The organism is Burkholderia latens (assembly GCF_902499045.1).
Lineage (GTDB): Bacteria > Pseudomonadota > Gammaproteobacteria > Burkholderiales > Burkholderiaceae > Burkholderia > Burkholderia latens.
In genome coordinates this window covers 197,922-214,929 of record NZ_CABVPL010000001.1, presented here as the reverse complement: position 1 = coordinate 214,929, position 17,008 = coordinate 197,922, and the positions used below count along the sequence as shown (strand labels likewise).

The 17,008-nt window shown below is 68.7% G+C and carries 13 protein-coding genes; 6 read left to right on the top strand and 7 right to left on the bottom strand.

The window, feature by feature from the left end; all coding sequences use genetic code 11:
* Window positions 1-167: 167 nt before the first annotated feature.
* Complete coding sequence (locus tag BSE24067_RS00990) at window positions 168-1,103, top strand: LysR family transcriptional regulator (RefSeq protein ID WP_151067019.1); 936 nt, start codon at window positions 168-170, stop codon at window positions 1,101-1,103.
* Between the two features lie 64 nt (window positions 1,104-1,167).
* On the opposite strand, the gene BSE24067_RS00985 is transcribed toward BSE24067_RS00990, so the two are convergent.
* The 6 genes from BSE24067_RS00985 to BSE24067_RS00960 all read right to left on the bottom strand — a co-directional run bounded on the left by BSE24067_RS00985 (window position 1,168) and on the right by BSE24067_RS00960 (window position 8,752).
* On the bottom strand, window positions 1,168-2,307 hold the full coding sequence (locus BSE24067_RS00985; RefSeq protein ID WP_151067020.1) for an enoyl-CoA hydratase/isomerase family protein: 1,140 nt from the start codon (window positions 2,305-2,307) through the stop codon (window positions 1,168-1,170).
* Entirely contained in the window at window positions 2,304-3,095 is a 792-nt protein-coding gene (locus BSE24067_RS00980; RefSeq protein WP_151067021.1) for an enoyl-CoA hydratase, read from the bottom strand. Before BSE24067_RS00980 ends, BSE24067_RS00985 begins: the two co-directional genes overlap by 4 nt.
* On the bottom strand, window positions 3,095-3,994 hold the full coding sequence (gene mmsB, locus BSE24067_RS00975) for a 3-hydroxyisobutyrate dehydrogenase (RefSeq protein WP_151067022.1): 900 nt from the start codon (window positions 3,992-3,994) through the stop codon (window positions 3,095-3,097). Before mmsB ends, BSE24067_RS00980 begins: the two co-directional genes overlap by 1 nt.
* Before the next feature lie 18 nt (window positions 3,995-4,012).
* A complete protein-coding gene (locus BSE24067_RS00970; RefSeq protein WP_151067023.1) occupies window positions 4,013-5,542 on the bottom strand; it encodes a CoA-acylating methylmalonate-semialdehyde dehydrogenase in 1,530 nt (509 codons plus the stop codon).
* A 111-nt stretch (window positions 5,543-5,653) separates the two neighbouring features.
* On the bottom strand, window positions 5,654-7,360 hold the full coding sequence (locus BSE24067_RS00965; RefSeq protein WP_151067024.1) for an AMP-binding protein: 1,707 nt from the start codon (window positions 7,358-7,360) through the stop codon (window positions 5,654-5,656).
* Window positions 7,361-7,618: 258 nt separating this feature from the next.
* The gene (locus tag BSE24067_RS00960; RefSeq protein WP_151067026.1) at window positions 7,619-8,752 is read right to left on the bottom strand and encodes an acyl-CoA dehydrogenase family protein; all 1,134 of its coding nucleotides are present in this window, start codon (window positions 8,750-8,752) and stop codon (window positions 7,619-7,621) included.
* A 136-nt stretch (window positions 8,753-8,888) separates the two neighbouring features.
* Here BSE24067_RS00960 and BSE24067_RS00955 point away from each other — a divergent pair, with 136 nt between their 5' ends.
* From BSE24067_RS00955 to BSE24067_RS00945, 3 genes are all read left to right on the top strand, one after another.
* Window positions 8,889-9,926, top strand: a complete 1,038-nt coding sequence (locus BSE24067_RS00955; RefSeq protein ID WP_151067027.1) for an AraC family transcriptional regulator — start codon at window positions 8,889-8,891, stop codon at window positions 9,924-9,926.
* Window positions 9,927-10,047: 121 nt separating this feature from the next.
* The gene (locus tag BSE24067_RS00950; RefSeq protein ID WP_174904669.1) at window positions 10,048-11,610 is read left to right on the top strand and encodes an NfeD family protein; all 1,563 of its coding nucleotides are present in this window, start codon (window positions 10,048-10,050) and stop codon (window positions 11,608-11,610) included.
* Window positions 11,607-12,380, top strand: a complete 774-nt coding sequence (locus BSE24067_RS00945) for a slipin family protein (RefSeq protein ID WP_151062719.1) — start codon at window positions 11,607-11,609, stop codon at window positions 12,378-12,380. The genes BSE24067_RS00950 and BSE24067_RS00945 overlap by 4 nt, the downstream gene beginning before the upstream one ends.
* Window positions 12,381-12,472: 92 nt before the next feature.
* Here BSE24067_RS00945 and BSE24067_RS00940 read toward each other — a convergent pair whose 3' ends face one another.
* Window positions 12,473-13,750: an HAD family hydrolase gene (locus BSE24067_RS00940; RefSeq protein ID WP_151062720.1), complete on the bottom strand. Its 1,278-nt coding sequence runs from the start codon at window positions 13,748-13,750 to the stop codon at window positions 12,473-12,475.
* Between the two features lie 507 nt (window positions 13,751-14,257).
* Between BSE24067_RS00940 and BSE24067_RS00935 the strand changes: the two genes are divergently transcribed.
* On the top strand, window positions 14,258-15,157 hold the full coding sequence (locus tag BSE24067_RS00935; protein WP_151062722.1) for a M24 family metallopeptidase: 900 nt from the start codon (window positions 14,258-14,260) through the stop codon (window positions 15,155-15,157).
* 49 nt (window positions 15,158-15,206) lie between these two features.
* Window positions 15,207-16,994 (top strand): SDR family oxidoreductase, encoded by a 1,788-nt coding sequence (locus BSE24067_RS00930; RefSeq protein WP_151062723.1) that lies wholly within the window; start codon window positions 15,207-15,209, stop codon window positions 16,992-16,994.
* The last annotated feature ends 14 nt before the right edge of the window (window positions 16,995-17,008 follow it).

Genomic DNA, 17,008 nt, shown 5'->3' with positions numbered 1-17,008 from the left:
CGACGGCCGCGCGCCTCCAGGTGAGAAGGATGCGCCGCGGGCGAGCGGCCCGAAGGCCGGCAGCGCCCGTTGGCGGGAATCGGTACTATAGTGAGAATTCCAATCCCCATTGACGCGTCCGCTTCTCCAGACTGGGGAATCACAGGACTCGATCACTTCACTCTGCCATGACCGACAGACTCGACGGCGTGACGACCTTCGTTCAGGTCGTGGAATCCGGCAGCTTCGCGCTCGCCGCGGAACGGCTCGGCATGACGCGCTCGGCGGTCGGCAAGGCGATCGCGCGGCTCGAGAAGCGGCTCGGCGCGCGGCTGCTGCAGCGCACGACCCGCAGCCAGAGCCTGACCGACGACGGCCAGGCGTACTACGACCGGTGCGTGCGCGCGCTCGCGGAACTGGAAGCGGCCGAAGCCGATCTCGATTGCGGCCGCAACGAAGCGCGCGGCAAGCTGCGGCTGAGCGTGCCGCTCGCGTTCGGGCATCACTGCGTGACGCCGATCGTGCTCGATCTCGCGCGCACCTATCCGCATCTCCGGATCGACGTGTCGATCACCGACCGGTTCGTCGATCTGGTCGAGGAAGGCATCGACCTCGCGGTGCGGATCGGCCCGCTCGCGGACAGCACGAGCCTCGCGGTGCGCCGGCTCGGCACGCAGTACGGAAGTCTCGGTGCGGCGCCGTCGTATCTCGCACGCTACGGGATGCCGCAATCGCTGGCGGATCTGAAGAACCATCGCACGATCGCGTATTCGCGCTCGGGCGTCGTGCAGCCATGGTATCTGCGTGCGCCGGACGGCTCGACGGTACACGTCGACATGCCGCATCAGTTGAGCTTCGACGACGTGCAGGCGATCGCCGCGGCCGGCGCAGCGGGGTTCGGCATCGCGTGGCTGCCGAGCTGGCTGCTCGAACAGTACGTGAAGCGCGGCGAGATGGTGGTCGTGCTCGACCGCTGCTTCGTCTGCGAAGGCGACATTCACGCGATCTGGCCGAAAACGCGCTATCTGCCGCGCAAGACGCGCTGCGTGATCGACGCGCTCGTGCAGGCGGTGCCGCCGATGATCGAGCGCCCGGAGCCCGCAAACAAAAAGAAAGCAGGTTGAAGCCGACGCGCCGCACGGGCGCGCCGGGCTATTACGCGACCATCACGCGGTCAACACGCCGCCGTCACGCCGCGCCGAGATCGGCAAGTGGATGCGCGAACAGCTTCCACGGCGACGTCAGGAAATGCCGCACGCGCTCGGCGCGCAGTTCGACGAGCGACGCCGGCGCCCAGCGCGGCTTGCGATCCTTGTCGACGAGATGCGCGCGCACGCCTTCGCAGAAGTCGCCCTCCTCGATCGCACGCGCGACGATGCCGAGCTCCATCCGGAACGACTCTGCGAGCGTCATCTGGCGCCCGCGCAGCAGCGCTTCGCGCGTCACGCACAGCATCGTCGGCGAATGGCCGGTGAGCGCATCGAGCGTCGCCTGCAGCCATTGGCGATGTTCGCGCGACAGCTCGTCGCGCGCGAGATCCTGCTTCAGCGTCGCGACGATCCGCTCGACGGTCGAGCGCTTGTCGAAGTGACGGACGATCCACGCCATCTGGCCGTCGAGCGCCGCATGCGGCACGACGTTGCACGGCGGCTCGAACACCTTGCGCAGCGTCGGCAGCACGTCGCCGTCCCATTTGACGCGCTCGATGCGCGTCTCGAACGTGTCGAGCCACGACGACGGCACGCACAGATCCGCGAGCTTCGCGCTCAGCGCATCGGCGCCGGACAGCATCGCGCCCGTCAGCCCGACGTACAGCTCGAGTTCCACCGGCATGCGCGACAGGAAATGCGTCGCTCCGACGTCGGGCACGAGGCCGATGCGCGTCTCCGGCATCGCGATCTTGCTGCGCTCGGTCGCGACGCGCAGCGCGGCGCCTTGCGCGAGCCCCATTCCGCCGCCCATCGTCACGCCGTCCATCAGCGCGACCACGGGCTTCGGAAACGTGTGGATCGCGTAGTCGAGCCGGTATTCGTCGACGAAGAACGGCAGCCACGTGTCGCGCTGCGCGACCATCTTGTAGAGCGCGCGCACGTCGCCGCCCGCGCAGAAACCCTTCTCGCCCGCGCCGCGCAGCACGACCGCGACGATCTGGTCATCGGTGCGGCAACGCTCGAACAGCGCAGCGAGTTCGCCGATCATCGGATACGACAACGCGTTCAGCGCAGCCGGCCGGTTCAGCGTAATGAGCGCGACGCGGTTGACCACGCGGAACAGCACCTCCGGTGCCGATTGCGCAATGCTGTGTTGAGTCGTGACCGGCGTGCTCATCGTTGCGACTCCCCGTCGGTGCGCCATTGCGGCGCGCGCTTGCCGAGAAACGCGGCCACGCCTTCGCGCGGATCGTTCGTATCGAACAGATCGACGAAACGCTCGCGCTCGACCGCGAGCGCCGCGCTGCGCGGCACGCCGCGGCGCGCGAGGCCGATCAGTTCCTTGCTGTATGCGACTGCATGCGGGCTCTGCCGCGCGACGTTGCGCGCAAGCGCGAGCGCCGCATCGCGCGCGGCGCCGCTTTCGACCACGTCCTCGACGAGGCCGATCCGCAGCGCGGTGGCCGCATCGACGCGCGTGCCGGCCAGGATGATCTTCTTCGCCCAGCCTTCGCCGACGAGCCACGGCAGCGTCTGCGTGCCGAGCCCGCACGGCAGCAGGCCGACCGACGGTTCGGGCAGCGCCATCTGCGCGTGCGTCTCGGCGATCCGCAGGTCGCACGCGAGCGCGCATTCGAGGCCGCCGCCCATCGCATAGCCGTTGATCGCCGCGATCGTCACGACGCGCGCGTCGTGCAGCGCTTCGAACGCCGCGCCGAAACGCGCGGCCATCGCGCGCGCGACCGCGCGGTCGCCGTCGGCGAACGTGTTGAGGTCCGCGCCCGCGCTGAAGAACTTCGGGCCGTCGCCGGTGATCACCAGCGCGCGCACGCGCGGGTTCGCATTCAGTTCGGCGACAGTTTCCTGCAACTGCCGCAGCCCGTCGGCCGTGAAAGCGTTCGCGGGCGGACGCTTGAGCGTCGCGCACGCGATCGCGCCGTCGTCGACGTAGTCCAGTTCGATCATCACGCGTCCTTCTTCGTGGCCGGTTGGTACAGGCGGATCACCGCCGAGAAATCGAGCTGCCCGTCGCCGCGGCTGCTCATCGTCTGGTACAGCTGCTGCGCGAGCGCGCCGAGATAGACGGGCTGGCGCGCCTGCCTCGCGGCGTCGTTCGCGAGACCGAGATCCTTCAGCATCAGGTCCGTGCCGAAGCCGCCGCTGTAGCCGCGCGACGACGGCGCGGTCTCGATCACGCCCGGATACGGGTTGTAGGTGTCCGAACTCCAGCAGCGGCCCGTCGACGTGTTGACGATGCCCGCGAGCACCTTCGGGTCGATGCCGAGCGCGACGCCGAGCGACATCGCTTCCGACACCGCCGCCATCGAAATGCCGAGCACGAGGTTGTTGCAGACCTTCGCGACCTGCCCCATCCCCGTCGCGCCGCAGTGGACGATGTTCCTGCCCATCCCGGCGAGCACGGGTTTCACGCGCTCGAAGTCGGCATCGCTGCCGCCGACCATGAAGGTCAGCGTGCCGGCCGCGGCGCCGCCCGTGCCGCCCGACACCGGCGCATCGACGAACGCGCCGCCGTGCTCGCGCACGAGTGCGCCGAACGCCTGCGCGCTCGCCGGATCGATCGTGCTCGAATCGATCACGGTCGCGCCCGCGCCGAGGCCGGCCAGCACGCCGTTCTCGCCGGCGAGCACCGAGCGCACGTGCGGCGCGGCCGGCAGCATCGTGATCACGAACGCCGCGCCCGCCGCCGCATCGCGCGGCGACGTGGCCACCTGCGCGCCGGCGTCCTGCAGCGCGCGCAACGCATCGGCGCTCAGGTCGAACGCTTGCACGTCATGGCCGGCCTTCAGCAGGTTCAGCGCCATCGGCGCGCCCATGTGCCCCAGTCCGATAAAACCGATCTTCATGTTCGTCTCCTCCGCGGCTCAATGCAGCCGGATCGTCGTGTTCACCGGGGCGGCCGTCGTGTCGTCGTCGAACCAGCGCGCGGTGACCGTCTTCGTCTGCGTATAGAACTGCACGACCTGCTTGCCGTACGGGCCGAGATCGCCGAGCTTCGAGCCGCGCGAACCGGTGAAACTGAAGAACGGCACCGGCACCGGAATCGGAATGTTGATGCCGACCTGACCGACGTCGATCTCGCTCTGGAACTTGCGCGCGGCCGCGCCGCTCTGCGTGAAGATGCCCACGCCGTTGCCCATCGGATTGCGGTTGACGAGCGCGATCGCTTCGTCGAGCGTGTCGACTTCCATCACGACCAGCACCGGCCCGAAGATTTCGTGCGTGTAGATCGTCATGTCGGTCGTCACGCCGGAGAAGATCGTCGGGCCGATGAAGTTGCCTTCCTCGAAACCGGGGACCTTCACGTCGCGGCCGTCGAGTTCGAGCGTCGCGCCTTCCTTGATGCCTGCTTCGATCAGCGACAGGATGCGCGCCTTCGCGCCGCGCGACACGACCGGCCCGACGTCGGTGCCCGCCTCCGAGCCTGCGTTGACCTTCAGCGTCTTCGCCTTCGCGACGAGGTCCGGCAGCCAGTCGCGTGCCTGGCCGACCAGCACCGCGACGGACGTCGCCATGCAGCGCTGGCCGGCGGCGCCGAAGCCCGCGCCGACGAGCGCGTTGATCGCCTGCTCGCGGTTCGCGTCTGGCAACACCACCGCGTGGTTCTTCGCGCCCATCATCGACTGCACGCGCTTGCCGTGCTGGCTGCCGAGGTTGTACACGTGCGTGCCGACGGCCGTCGAGCCGACGAACGAGATCGCCTTCACGAGCGGATGCGTGCAGATCGCGTCGACGACTTCCTTGCCGCCGTGCACGACGTTCAGCACGCCCTTCGGCACGCCGGCCTCGATCGCGAGTTCGACGAGCTCCATCGTCGACATCGGATCCTGCTCGGACGGTTTCAGCACGAACGTGTTGCCGCACACGATCGCCATCGGGAACATCCACAGCGGGATCATCGCGGGGAAGTTGAACGGCGTGATGCCCGCGCACACGCCGAGCGGCTGGCGCAGCGTGTAGGTGTCCACGCCGCCCGCGACGTTCTCCGCGAATTCGCCGAGCTGCAGCGTGCCGATCGAGCACGCATGCTCGACCACTTCGAGGCCGCGGAAGATGTCGCCTTCGGCGTCGGGAATCGTCTTGCCTTGCTCGGCCGTCAGCGTCTTCGCGATGCGCTGCTGGTTCGCGCGCACCAGATCCTGAAACTTCAGCATGATGCGCATGCGCGCGGAAATCGGCGTGTTCTTCCACGTCGCATACGCGGCGTGCGCGGCCTGCACGGCCGCGTCGACTTCCGCTACGGTCGCGAACGGCACGCGCGCGAGCACCTGCTGCGTCGCCGGGTTCACGACGTCGCGCCACTCGGTCGTGGCGGACTCGACGAAAGCGCCGTCGATCAGCAGCTTGACCGTCGGCACGTGTTGCCCCGAACGGGGCGTCGGATTCGCGTTCATCAGTGCAGTCTCCTTGCAGTGGGCCGCGTCGCGTCATGCGACGCGGCCGGTTCGGTTCGATGACGCCGCGGGCGGCGCGCCGAACGCTCGGCACGCGCGGCCCGCGGCCCGTCATTTCAGTTCGTTGGCGAAATCTTCTTCCCAGTATTCGCCCGGCATCCGCGTCGATGCGTCGTCGCCGCGCTCGATTTCGCGGCGGCGCAGTTCGACGCGGCGGATTTTTCCGGAAATGGTTTTCGGCAACTCCGCGAACTGCAGGCGGCGGATACGCTTGTACGGCGCGAGCTTCTCGCGCGAGAAGCGGAAGATTTCGAGCGCGAGCGCGGCGCTTTCCTCATACCCTTGGCGCAGCGTGACGAAGGTCTTCGGCACCGCCAGCCGCACCGGGTCCGGGCTCGGCACGACGGCCGCTTCCGCGATCGCCGGATGCTCGATCAGCACGCTTTCCAGTTCGAACGGGCTCAGCCGGTAGTCGGACGACTTGAACACGTCGTCCGCGCGGCCGATGTACACGTAGTAGCCGTCGTTGCCGCGCATCGCGATGTCGGACGTGCGGTAATGGCCGTCGCGCATCGCATGGGCCGTCGCGTCGGGGTTGTTCGCGTAGCCTTTCATCAGCCCGATCGGGCGCGTGCCGTCATCGCCGAGCGGCAGCGCGATCTCGCCTTCGCTGACGGGCGCGCCGTCCGGATCCAGCAGCGCGATCCGGTAGCCGGGCAGCGGCCGGCCCATCGAGCCGGCGACGACCGGCTGCCCCGGCGAATTGCCGATCAGGCAGGTCGTCTCGGTCTGGCCGTAGCCGTCTCGAATCGTGATGCCCCACGCCTTCTTCACGCGCTCGATGATCTCGGGGTTCAGCGGCTCGCCCGCGCCGACGATCTCGCGCAGCGTCACGTCGAACGACGCGAGCGGCTGCTGCACGAGCATGCGCCACACGGTCGGCGGCGCGCACAGCGTGGTGACGCGGTAGTTGACCAGCGCATCGAGCACGACCTTCGGCTCGAAGCGCGCGTAGTTGAACGCGAACACGCACGCCTGCGCGTTCCACGGCGCAAAGAAGCAGCTCCACGCATGCTTGGCCCAGCCGGGCGAGCTGATGTTCCAGTGGATGTCGCCGGGTTGCAGCCCGATCCAGTACATCGTCGACAGGTGTCCGACCGGATAGGTGCGATGCGTATGCTCGACGAGCTTCGGCTTCGACGTCGTGCCCGACGTGAAATACAGCAGCATCGGATCGTTCGCGTGCGTGACGGCTTCCGGCTCGAAAGCGGCGCTCGCCGCGTAGCCGTCGTTCATCGCGAGCCAGCCTTCGCGCGCCGCGCCGGCGACGATCTTCCGCTTGAGCCCGAGGCCGCTCTGCTCGAACTTCGCGGTTTCGTTCTCGTCGACGATCGCGTAGGTCGCGCCGCCGATCTGCACGCGATCGCGCACGTCGTCGGCCGACAGTTGCGTGGTCGCGGGCAGCACGATCGCGCCGAGCTTCATCGCGGCGAGCATCGCGTCCCACAGCTCGACGCGGTTCGGCAGCATCAGCAGGATCCGGTCGCCGCGCACGACGCCGATGCCGCGCAGCCAGTTCGCGATCCGCGACGAACGCTCGGACATCTGCGCGAACGAATACGGGTCGCCCGTGCCGGTTGCCGCATCGACGATCCACAGCGCGGGCCGGTCGTTGCCGCGGGCCATCGGGTCGAAGTAGTCGAGCGCCCAGTTGAACGCATCGAGCACCGGCCATTCGAAATCGCGATAAGCGGTTTCGTAGTCGGTGCGATGGCGCAGCAGGAAGTCGCGTGCGTCCAGGAATGCCTGTACCGTCATGTGTCGTCTCCGTCCAGTCTCCATGCTCAGCGGTCAACCGGCACACGTGCTGCAGCACCTGCCCGGTTCCGTGTTGCACGTCGCGCGGTCACGTCGTTGCGCGCCGCGTTCGCCGTGCTGCCCTCGTGCCTGCGTCGTGTGCCGGCTTGTTCGATTGCTTGTTCGATTGCTTGTTCGATTGCTTGTTCGATTGCTTGTTCGATTGCTTGTTCGATTGCTTGTTCGACTGCGCGGTGCCGGATCGGCGCGCGCGGCGACTCACAGCTGTCGCGCGATCACCATCCGCTGCACTTCGCTGGTGCCTTCGTAAATCTGCGTGATGCGCGCGTCGCGATAGTGACGCTCGACTTCGTAATCGGCGAGATAGCCGTAGCCGCCGTGGATCTGGATCGCGTCCGAACACACGCGCTCGGCCATCTCGGACGCGAACAGCTTTGCCTGCGACGCTTCGGACAGGCACGGCAGCCCGGCCGTGCGCAGCTTCGCCGCGTGATGCACGAGCAGCCGCGCCGCGTTGATCTGCGTGGCCATGTCGGCGAGCTTCTGCTGGATCGCCTGGTGCTCGGCGATCGGCTTGCCGAACTGCACGCGCTCGCCCGCATAGCGGCGCGCCTTGTCGAATGCGGCGCGTGCGATGCCGAGCGCCTGCGCGGCGATGCCGATCCGGCCGCCTTCGAGGTTAGACAACGCGATCTTCAGCCCTTCGCCGCGATTGCCCAGCAGGTTTTCCTCGGGAATCGCGCAGTTCTCGAACGTGATCGGGCACGTGTCGGACGCGCGAATGCCCATCTTCTTCTCGGGCTTGCCGACGATGAAGCCCGGCGTGTCGGTCGGCACCAGGAACGCGGAAATGCCGCGCTTGCCGGCTTCCGGATCGGTCATGGCAAAAACGATCGCGATGCCTGCTCGCTGGCCGTTGGTCACGAACTGCTTCGCGCCGTTGAGCACCCACTTGCCGTCGCGCAGTTCCGCGCGCGTGCGCAGATTGTTCGCTTCGGAGCCGGCCTGCGGCTCGGTCAGGCAGAACGCGCCGATCACGCGGCCCGCCGCCATCTCGGCCAGCCAGCGGTCCTTCTGCGCGGGCGTGCCGAAGCCGAGGATCGGCCCGCAGCCGACCGAGTTGTGCACGCTCATCATCGTCGCGCAGGCGGCGTCGCCGGCCGCGATCTCCTCCATCGCGAGCGCATACGCGACGTAATCCGTATACGCGCCGCCCAGTTCCTGCGGCACGATCATCCCGAGCAGGCCGAGTTCGCCGAGTTGCGCGACGACTGCGTCGGGCAGATGCGCGTCGTGATCCCACTGCGCGGCGTTCGGCGCCAGCACCTCGGTGGCAAAAGCGCGCGCGGCGTCGCGGATCATCCGCTGGTCTTCGGTGTAAAGCTCGTCCATGGCGGTGCTGTCTCCTGCGGCCGCACGTGCGAGCGGCCTTCCGTTTCGATGCAACAAGTGTAGGCAAGCGCGCGCGACTGTTCGATGCTCGCGCCGCTCATTTACACTGAGCGTTTTTGCCATACCGGCGGCTTCGATGAAGCAGGAAGACAAGGGAACCGTCGCGATCAGCCTCGTCGCTTACAGCGTCGCGCTCGCCACCCGGCGCGGCGTCGCGGCCGAGCCGCTGCTCGCGCAGGCCGGCATCGCGCCCGCGCTGCTCGCGCAGCCGCGTGCGCGCGTGTCGGCGCAGCAATACGGCGCATTGTGGAACGCGATCGCGCGCGCGCTCGACGACGAGTTTTTCGGGCAGGATCGGCATCCGATGCGCAGCGGCAGCTTCATCGCGATGAGCCAGGCCGCGCTGTCCGCGCAGGACGGGCTCCATGCGATGGCGCGCGCGGTGAATTTCATGCATTGCGTGCTCGACGACCTGCACGCGGAGCTCGACGCGAATCCGCAGCGCGTGCGGCTGCGCTTCGTGCACCGCAACAGCAGCGCGGCGCCCGCGATGTTCACGTACGCGACCTATTTCATCATCGTGTACGGGCTCACGTGCTGGCTGATCGGACGGCGGATCCCGGTGCTGCACGCGAGCTTTCGCTGCGACACGCCGCCCGCCGACCATGAATATCCGTCGATGCTGTGCGACGACATGCGCTTCAACCAGCCCGATTCGTATGTCGATTTCGATCCCGAATTCGCGACGCTGCCGGTCGTGCAGAACGCGAAGACGCTGAAAACCTTTCTGCGCAACGCGCCGGCCAGCTTCATCGTCAAGTACCGCAACCCGAACGCGCTCGCGCAGCGCGTGCGCACGGTGCTGCGCGGAATGCCGCCCGCGTCGTGGCCCGGCGCCGGCGGGATGGCCGCGCGGCTGCACGTGGCCGAGGCGACGCTGCGCCGCAAGCTGCATCAGGAAGGCCACGCGTACCAGTCGATCAAGGACACGCTGCGGCGCGACCTCGCGTTCGAGGCGCTGGCCGATCCGTCGCGTACGATCGCCGACGTCGCGGCCGCCGCCGGCTTCGCCGAACCGAGCGCGTTCTACCGCGCGTTTCGCAAATGGAGCGGGCGCAGCCCGGCCGAGTACCGGGAAGAAGCGCTGGCGCGCGGCGGCGGCGCCGGCAACTGAGCGCGGGCGGTGCCGCCCCGCCTTCGCGCTTTTCGCCGAAACCGCCTAATCTTCAAGCATCGGGCCAACGCCCTTCCCGCGAGCCGGACGACGCGCGGTCGCGCGCCGCCCGGACGCCCCGATGCGCATTCACCGTGATCGGCCGCCGCCTGCGTCTGCATCGCCCGGCGGCCGCCTTCGTCACCCGCTTTCCGCGCGGGTCGCGCGCGCCGCGCTGTTCGCGGCGCTGCTCGTCGTGTGCGCGGCGGTTGCCGCTCCCGGCGCCGCCGCGCCCGCCATGGCGCCGGCCGCCGCGGCGCCGGTCATCGTGATTCCCGTCAACGGCGCGATCGGCCCGGCCAGCGCCGACTTCATCGTCCGCTCGCTCGAGCGCGCGGCACGCGAGCACGCGCCGCTCGCGATCCTGCAGCTCGATACGCCGGGCGGCCTCGACACGTCGATGCGGCAGATCATCAAGGCGATCCTCGGCTCGCCGGTGCCCGTCGCGGCGTTCGTCGCACCCGGCGGTGCGCGGGCCGCGAGCGCGGGAACCTATATCGTCTACGCGAGCCACGTCGCCGCGATGGCGCCCGGCACCAATCTCGGCGCGGCGTCGCCGGTGCAGTTCGGGATCGGCGGGACGCCGGGGACGCAAAAGCCTTCGCCTGCCGGGACCTCGGGCGCTGCCGGTGCATCGGGCGCATCCGGCGCACCCGCCGAGTTGCCGAACGACACGCAATCGACCGAAATCCGCAAGGCGACGCAGGACGCGGCCGCGTACATCCGCGGCCTCGCGCAGTTGCGCGGGCGCAATGCCGACTGGGCCGAACGCGCGGTGCGCGAAGCCGTGAGCCTGTCCGCGAACGACGCGCACGCGCAGCACGTGGTCGACGTGATCGCGCAGGACCCGGCCGACCTGGCGCGCCAGCTCGACGGCCGCGCGGTAACGACGACCGCCGGCGCGCTGCATCTCGCGACCGCCCGCGCACCGCTCGTCGTACTCGCGCCGGACTGGCGCAGCCGTTTCCTGTCGATCATCGCCGATCCGAACGTCGCGCTGATCCTGCTGACGATCGGCATCTACGGGCTGTTCTTCGAATTCGCGAACCCTGGCTTCGTGCTGCCGGGCGTGGCCGGCACCATTTGCCTGCTGGTCGGGCTGTTCGCGATGCAGTTGCTGCCGATCAGCTATGCGGGTCTCGGGCTCGTGCTGCTCGGGCTCGGCTGTCTCGTCGCGGAGGCGTTCCTGCCGACCTTCGGCGTGCTCGGCTTCGGCGGGATCGTCGCGTTCACGATCGGCGCGCTGATGCTGATCGACACCGACGTGCCCGGCTACGGGATTCCGTGGCCGGTGATCGCGGGCCTTGCGCTCGGCGGCGGGTTGCTCGTCGCCGCGGTGTCGAGCGTCGCGCTGCGCGCGCGGCGGCGGCCGGTGGTGACGGGCGCCGAGGCGATGCTCGGCAGCATCGGCGAAGTGCTCGACGACGGCCTGCATGCCGACCAGCCGCAGGGCGCTGCCGGCCCCGCACCGTCGGCGGCGGGCTGGGCGCGCGTGCACGGCGAGCGCTGGCGCGTCGCGAGCAGCACGCCGCTGGCCGCCGGTTGCCGCGTGCGCGTGACCGGCCGCCAAGGGCTGACGCTCACCGTCGCGCCGCTCTACGACGTGCCGGGACACGAACAACGACACCACGGAGCACCGTCATGATGGGCTACACGTTCGGCTTCAGCAGCGTCCTGATCGTCTTCGTCGTGGTGCTCGTCGCCTCGTCGATCCGCATCTTCCGCGAGTACGAGCGCGGCGTCGTGTTCATGCTGGGCCGCTTCTGGAAGGTGAAGGGGCCGGGCCTCGTGCTGATCATCCCGATCGTCCAGCAGGTCGTGCGGATCGACCTGCGCACCGTCGTGTTCGACGTGCCCGCGCAGGACGTGATCACGCGCGACAACGTGTCGGTGAAAGTCAATGCGGTCGTGTATTTCCGCGTCGTCGATCCGGAAAAGGCGGTGATCCAGGTCGCGCGCTTCTTCGAGGCGACGAGCCAGCTCGCACAGACCACGCTGCGCGCGGTGCTCGGCAAGCACGAGCTCGATGCGCTGCTCGCCGAGCGCGAGCAGTTGAACGCCGACATCCAGAAGACGCTCGACGCACAGACCGACGCGTGGGGGATCAAGGTGTCGACGGTCGAGATCAAGCACGTGGACCTGAACGAGACGATGATCCGTGCGATCGCGCGGCAGGCCGAGGCCGAGCGCGAGCGGCGCGCGAAGGTGATCCACGCGGAAGGCGAACTGCAGGCGTCGGAGAAGCTGCTGCAGGCCGCGCAGCGGCTCGCGCAGCAGCCGCAGGCGATGCAGCTGCGCTACCTGCAGACGCTGACGACGATCGCCGCGGACAAGAATTCGACGATCGTGTTTCCGCTGCCGGTCGATCTGCTGGGAGCGTTGCTGGATCGGTTGGGCCCCGCGCGCGAGCATTGACACACGCATGCCGGCCCGCACGGCGCCGCGGCGGACAGCGACGGGCGCGGGGCCGCGGTGGCCGGTTCAGGCTGCCCGCCGCCCGCCCCGCGTCAGGCCAGCAGCTTGCGCTCGGTCTTGCCGTACTTGATCGACTTCTCGTCCGGGATCATCAGGCCCGTGTGCTCGTCGCGGCCCTGCAGCAGGAAGCGCGCGTTCGGATTGCCGATCTGTTCGGCCGCGAGCTTGCTGTCCGCGCCGATCTCGCCCTTCTTCATCCGGTTGACGATCACGCCGGCCGCGGTGTCCTTGAAATCGCGCAGCATCCACGCATCGCCGTCGCTGTCGCCGAACACCAGCAGCGGGCCGTAGCCCTTCTTCGACGCGAGCACGTTACGGATGCCGACCGTCTTGCCGGGCCCCCAGTTGAAATGCCAGCCGGCCGGATAGGTGCTCGTATACTTGCCGTCCTGCATGTCGAGGCGCAGGCCGATCACGTTCTCGGGCGGCACGCCGTAGCCATAGTTCGGATTGCCGGCGAATACGCGCACGACGTCGTCGAGCGACGCAGTGCTCACGTACACGTCGATGCCGTTCGCACGCAGCGTATGCATCACCGCGCGGATTTCCTCGTGAATGCGGATGCCGTGGAAATGCGTGTCGGCCACCACGCCGGCCTTGCCCGGCAGCGTCTTCGGGCTTTCGTAGCGGACCTTGCGCAGCGCGTCGCCGATGCCGTAGTTGTTCGACGCTTCCGCCATCGCCTGCAGCTCGGCGGTCGTCATGTTCTTGTAGAAGTAGATGATCCACTTGTAGCCGACTTCGAGCGGATGCGTGTCGCAGATCGCGTCGTACATGAAGTAGAGCTTCGCGCGGAAATCCTTGAACTGGTCGGTCTCGCGGATCTCGTCGAGGCTCTTGTCGCCGCCGAGGCCCTTGTAGTTCGCATGGAGCCAGCGATAGTCGGACTCGACGTCGGCGGCGAGATCTTCCATCGTCACCGGCTTGCCATCGACGGTCGTGTAGTCCTTCATGAACGCGCCCTTCGGCACGTCCTTCCACATCACCGCAACGAACTCGTCCGGCGTCAGCTTGTACTGCAGATGATTGATCTGGTACATCAGCAACGCCTCTTCGCAGTCGTTCATGATGCACGTGTTGTCCCAGTCGAACACCGCATACGGGCGGCGCTTGGCGTCGTAGCGCGCGCTCGCGACGCCATGCTGGTCGAGCACCGCCTGCAGGCGCGCGGCGTTGAACGGCGACCAGCGGCCCGGGTCCAGAGGATCCGGCGCGGTGGCGCTCTTCGCGCCGGCCATGCCGGCCTTGAGCATCAGCGGCGTCGCAGCAGTCGCCGCGGCAAGGGTGTTCATGAACTGGCGGCGTTGCATGGTCTTTCTCCGTTGAAGTGCCGAATCGGCTTCGGCCGCTGCCCCGCGCGACGCGCGACACACCGGCCCCGCGAAGTCGTAAAAGCTACGAATCGGGGGCGGATGATGTGACGAAAATATTTCGGCAATTTGACAGCGGCGCGCCGCGACACGACGGCGAGTTGATCCAGCGCGACATCGCGCGCCCACGCCGGGAGCTCGCGTGACGGTCCCGGCAGGCTCCCGTGCTCGCGGCACATGCACAGCGACGGTCATCCCGCCGGGCCTCCGCAAACCTAGAGCTTCCCCTCCATTTCGGCGCGTCATTAGGAGAAGTCCTCACCTCCGGGGGCTGGCGCGCGGCATCGGATCGGCTATGATCATTACATCAATCAATGGCACATTAAATGCTGACTGAATAATGCGTGTCCGGATCACCGGCGGCTGCGTTCGGCTCAGCACCCCGGCCTTGGACAGGACCCGCGTCGCGCCGACACGCGAACGCGGGCCGACACATGGAGACGCATCATGACCGCCCACCATCCGCTGCCGGAAGTCCACGTCGACGAGTTGCCGCAATTCCGCGCGGTCCAGCAGCTTGCCTACCGCTGCGTGGAAACGGTCGGCGCGATGCTCTATCCCGGCATCACGGAGAAGGCAGCCGCGCGCCTGTTGACCGAATGGCTGCAGGACCACGGCGTGCGCGACTGGCTGCACAAGCCGTTCGCGTGGTTCGGCGACCGCACCGCGTTCGAAGGCTTCTCGGGCCTGAAGCACCTGGGCGGCTTCAACCTCGCGTTCTTCCCGAGCAATCGCCAGCTCGAAGCCGACATGCCCGTGATCCTCGACGTCGCGCCCGTGCTCGACGGCGTCGTCGCCGACGTCGGCTACGCGCACTGCGTCGGCCGCAACCCGATCCTCGAACAGTTGCAGGACGACCTGATGGACCATCGCGACATGATCGTGCGGCTCGTGAAGGAGCGGCGATCGATGGCCGAAGTCGCGCAGGTGGTCGACGCGCTGTGCCGCCGCCAGGGCGTCGAGCCGCGCCACAAGGCCTATCCGTTCAAGGTGCTCGCGCACCGCGTCGCGAAGATCCACAAGCTGTCGAAGCCGCGCTTCGTCGCGCGCTTCGGGCTGAACGCGACGCGCAATCTGCTGCTGGACCAGGGTCGCGCGGCGAAGCAGCAGGGCTGGTCGCCGCTGTGGTCGATCGACCGCCGCTCCGAGCACGCGCCCGTGCCGGGCCTCTGGGCGGTCGAACCGCATCTCGGCTTCGCCGGCGTCGGCGCGAAGTTCGAGGAATTGCTGGTGATCACCGACGACGACGCGTACTGGCTCGACGACGACCTGCCGCATGTGCGCCGCTGGCAGCGCCGCCAGGCCGAACGCGCGCAAGCCTCGGCGAACGTGCCGGCTGCTGCCTGACTCGCATGCCACGCGCCCTCCTCCCGACTCCCTGAACGACGGACTCACGATGCAGCCTCTATCCGACGAAGCGCCGCTCTCCCTGTTCGAATCGGTTCACAGCGAGACGGCCGTCGCGTCCGGCGACCTGACGCTCGCGGTGCGGACCTGGGGCGACCCGGCCCGCTCGCCGGTCGTGCTCGTGCACGGCTATCCCGACGACAGCAGCGTGTGGCAGCAGGTTGCGCCGCTGCTCGCGCGCAAGCACTACGTGATCGCGTACGACGTGCGCGGCGCGGGCCTGTCGGGCGCGCCGACGCGCACGGCCGACTATCACCTCGCGAAGCTGACCGACGATTTCATCGCGGTGATCGACACGCTCTGCCCCGGCCGCGCGGTGCACCTGATCGCGCACGACTGGGGCTCGATCCAGGGCTGGGAATTCGTCACCGAACCGCGGCTCGCCGGACGCATCGCATCGTATACGTCGTGCTCGGGGCCGTGCCTCGACCACGTCGGCTTCTGGCTGCGCGAGCGCGTGCTGCATCCGACGCCAGCGTCGCTCGCGAAGCTCGGCGGCCAGCTCGTGCGCTCGTGGTACGTATATCTGTTCCACCTGCCGTTCATCCCGGAACTGAGCTGGCGGCTGTGGCTCGGCCGCGCGTGGCCGCGGCTGCTGCGCCGGATCGAGAAGACGCCGGCCGCTGCGCGCACGGCGCAGGCCGACGACGGCGCGCGCGGCGTGCGCCTCTATCGCGCGAACTTCATCCGCTGCCTGTTCGCGCCGCGCGAGCGCTATGCGCATGCACCGGTGCAGACCATCGTGCCGCTCGGCGACAAGTACGTGAGCCCCGCGCTGTCGGAAAACCTGTCGCGCTGGGTGCCGCAGTACTACCGCCGCGAAGTCGCGGCCGGCCACTGGCTGCCGCTTGCCGATCCCGCGCGCTTCGCGAGCCTCGCCGCGCAGTTGATCGATGCAGTCGAGTCGGGCGACGAACCGCCGGCGCTCGCGAACGCGCGCCGCCGCACGACCAGCGGCCGCTTCAGCGGCAAGGTCGCAGTCGTGACCGGCGCGGGCAGCGGCATCGGCCGCTGCGCGGCGCTCGCGTTCGCGCGCGAAGGCGCGACGGTCGTCGCATGCGACATCGATCTCGCGAGTGCCGAGCGCACCGCGCTGCTGCTCGGGCTGACCGGCGCGACCGCGCATGCGAAACGCGTGGACGTCGGCTGCGCCGGCGACATGGAAGCGCTTGCCGCGTGGGTCGGCCGCGAACTCGGCGGCGCGGACGTCGTGATCAACAACGCGGGCATCGGCATGGCCGGCGGCATTCTCGATACGAGCGAGCAGCACTGGGAGCGCATCCTCCACGTGAATCTGTGGGGCGTGATCCACGGGTCGCGACTGTTCGCGCAGCAAATGGCCGCGCGCGGCACCGGCGGCCACATCGTGAATACCGCGTCGGCGGCCGCGTTCGGGCCGTCGCGCGACCTGCCCGCTTACGCGACGACGAAGGCCGCCGTGCTGATGCTCAGCGAGTGCATGCGCGCGGAGCTCGCCGAGAAAGGCATCGGCGTGACCGCCGTGTGCCCGGGCTTCGCGGAAACCGGAATCATGGCGTCGACGCAGTACGCCGGCGCCAGCGTGCAGGACGAGGCGCGGCTGCGCAAGCGCGCGACGAAGCTGTACCAGCTGCGCGGCCTGAAGCCGGAAACCGTCGCGCGGGCGATGGTCGACGGTGTGCTGCGCAACCGGCCGGTCGTCGCGGTCGGTACCGAGGCGCACGCGCTGCGCTTCGTCGGCCGCTTCATGCCGTGGCTCGGCCGGATGATCGCCCGCGTCAGCATGGCGTCGCATTGACGGCGCACGCCGCC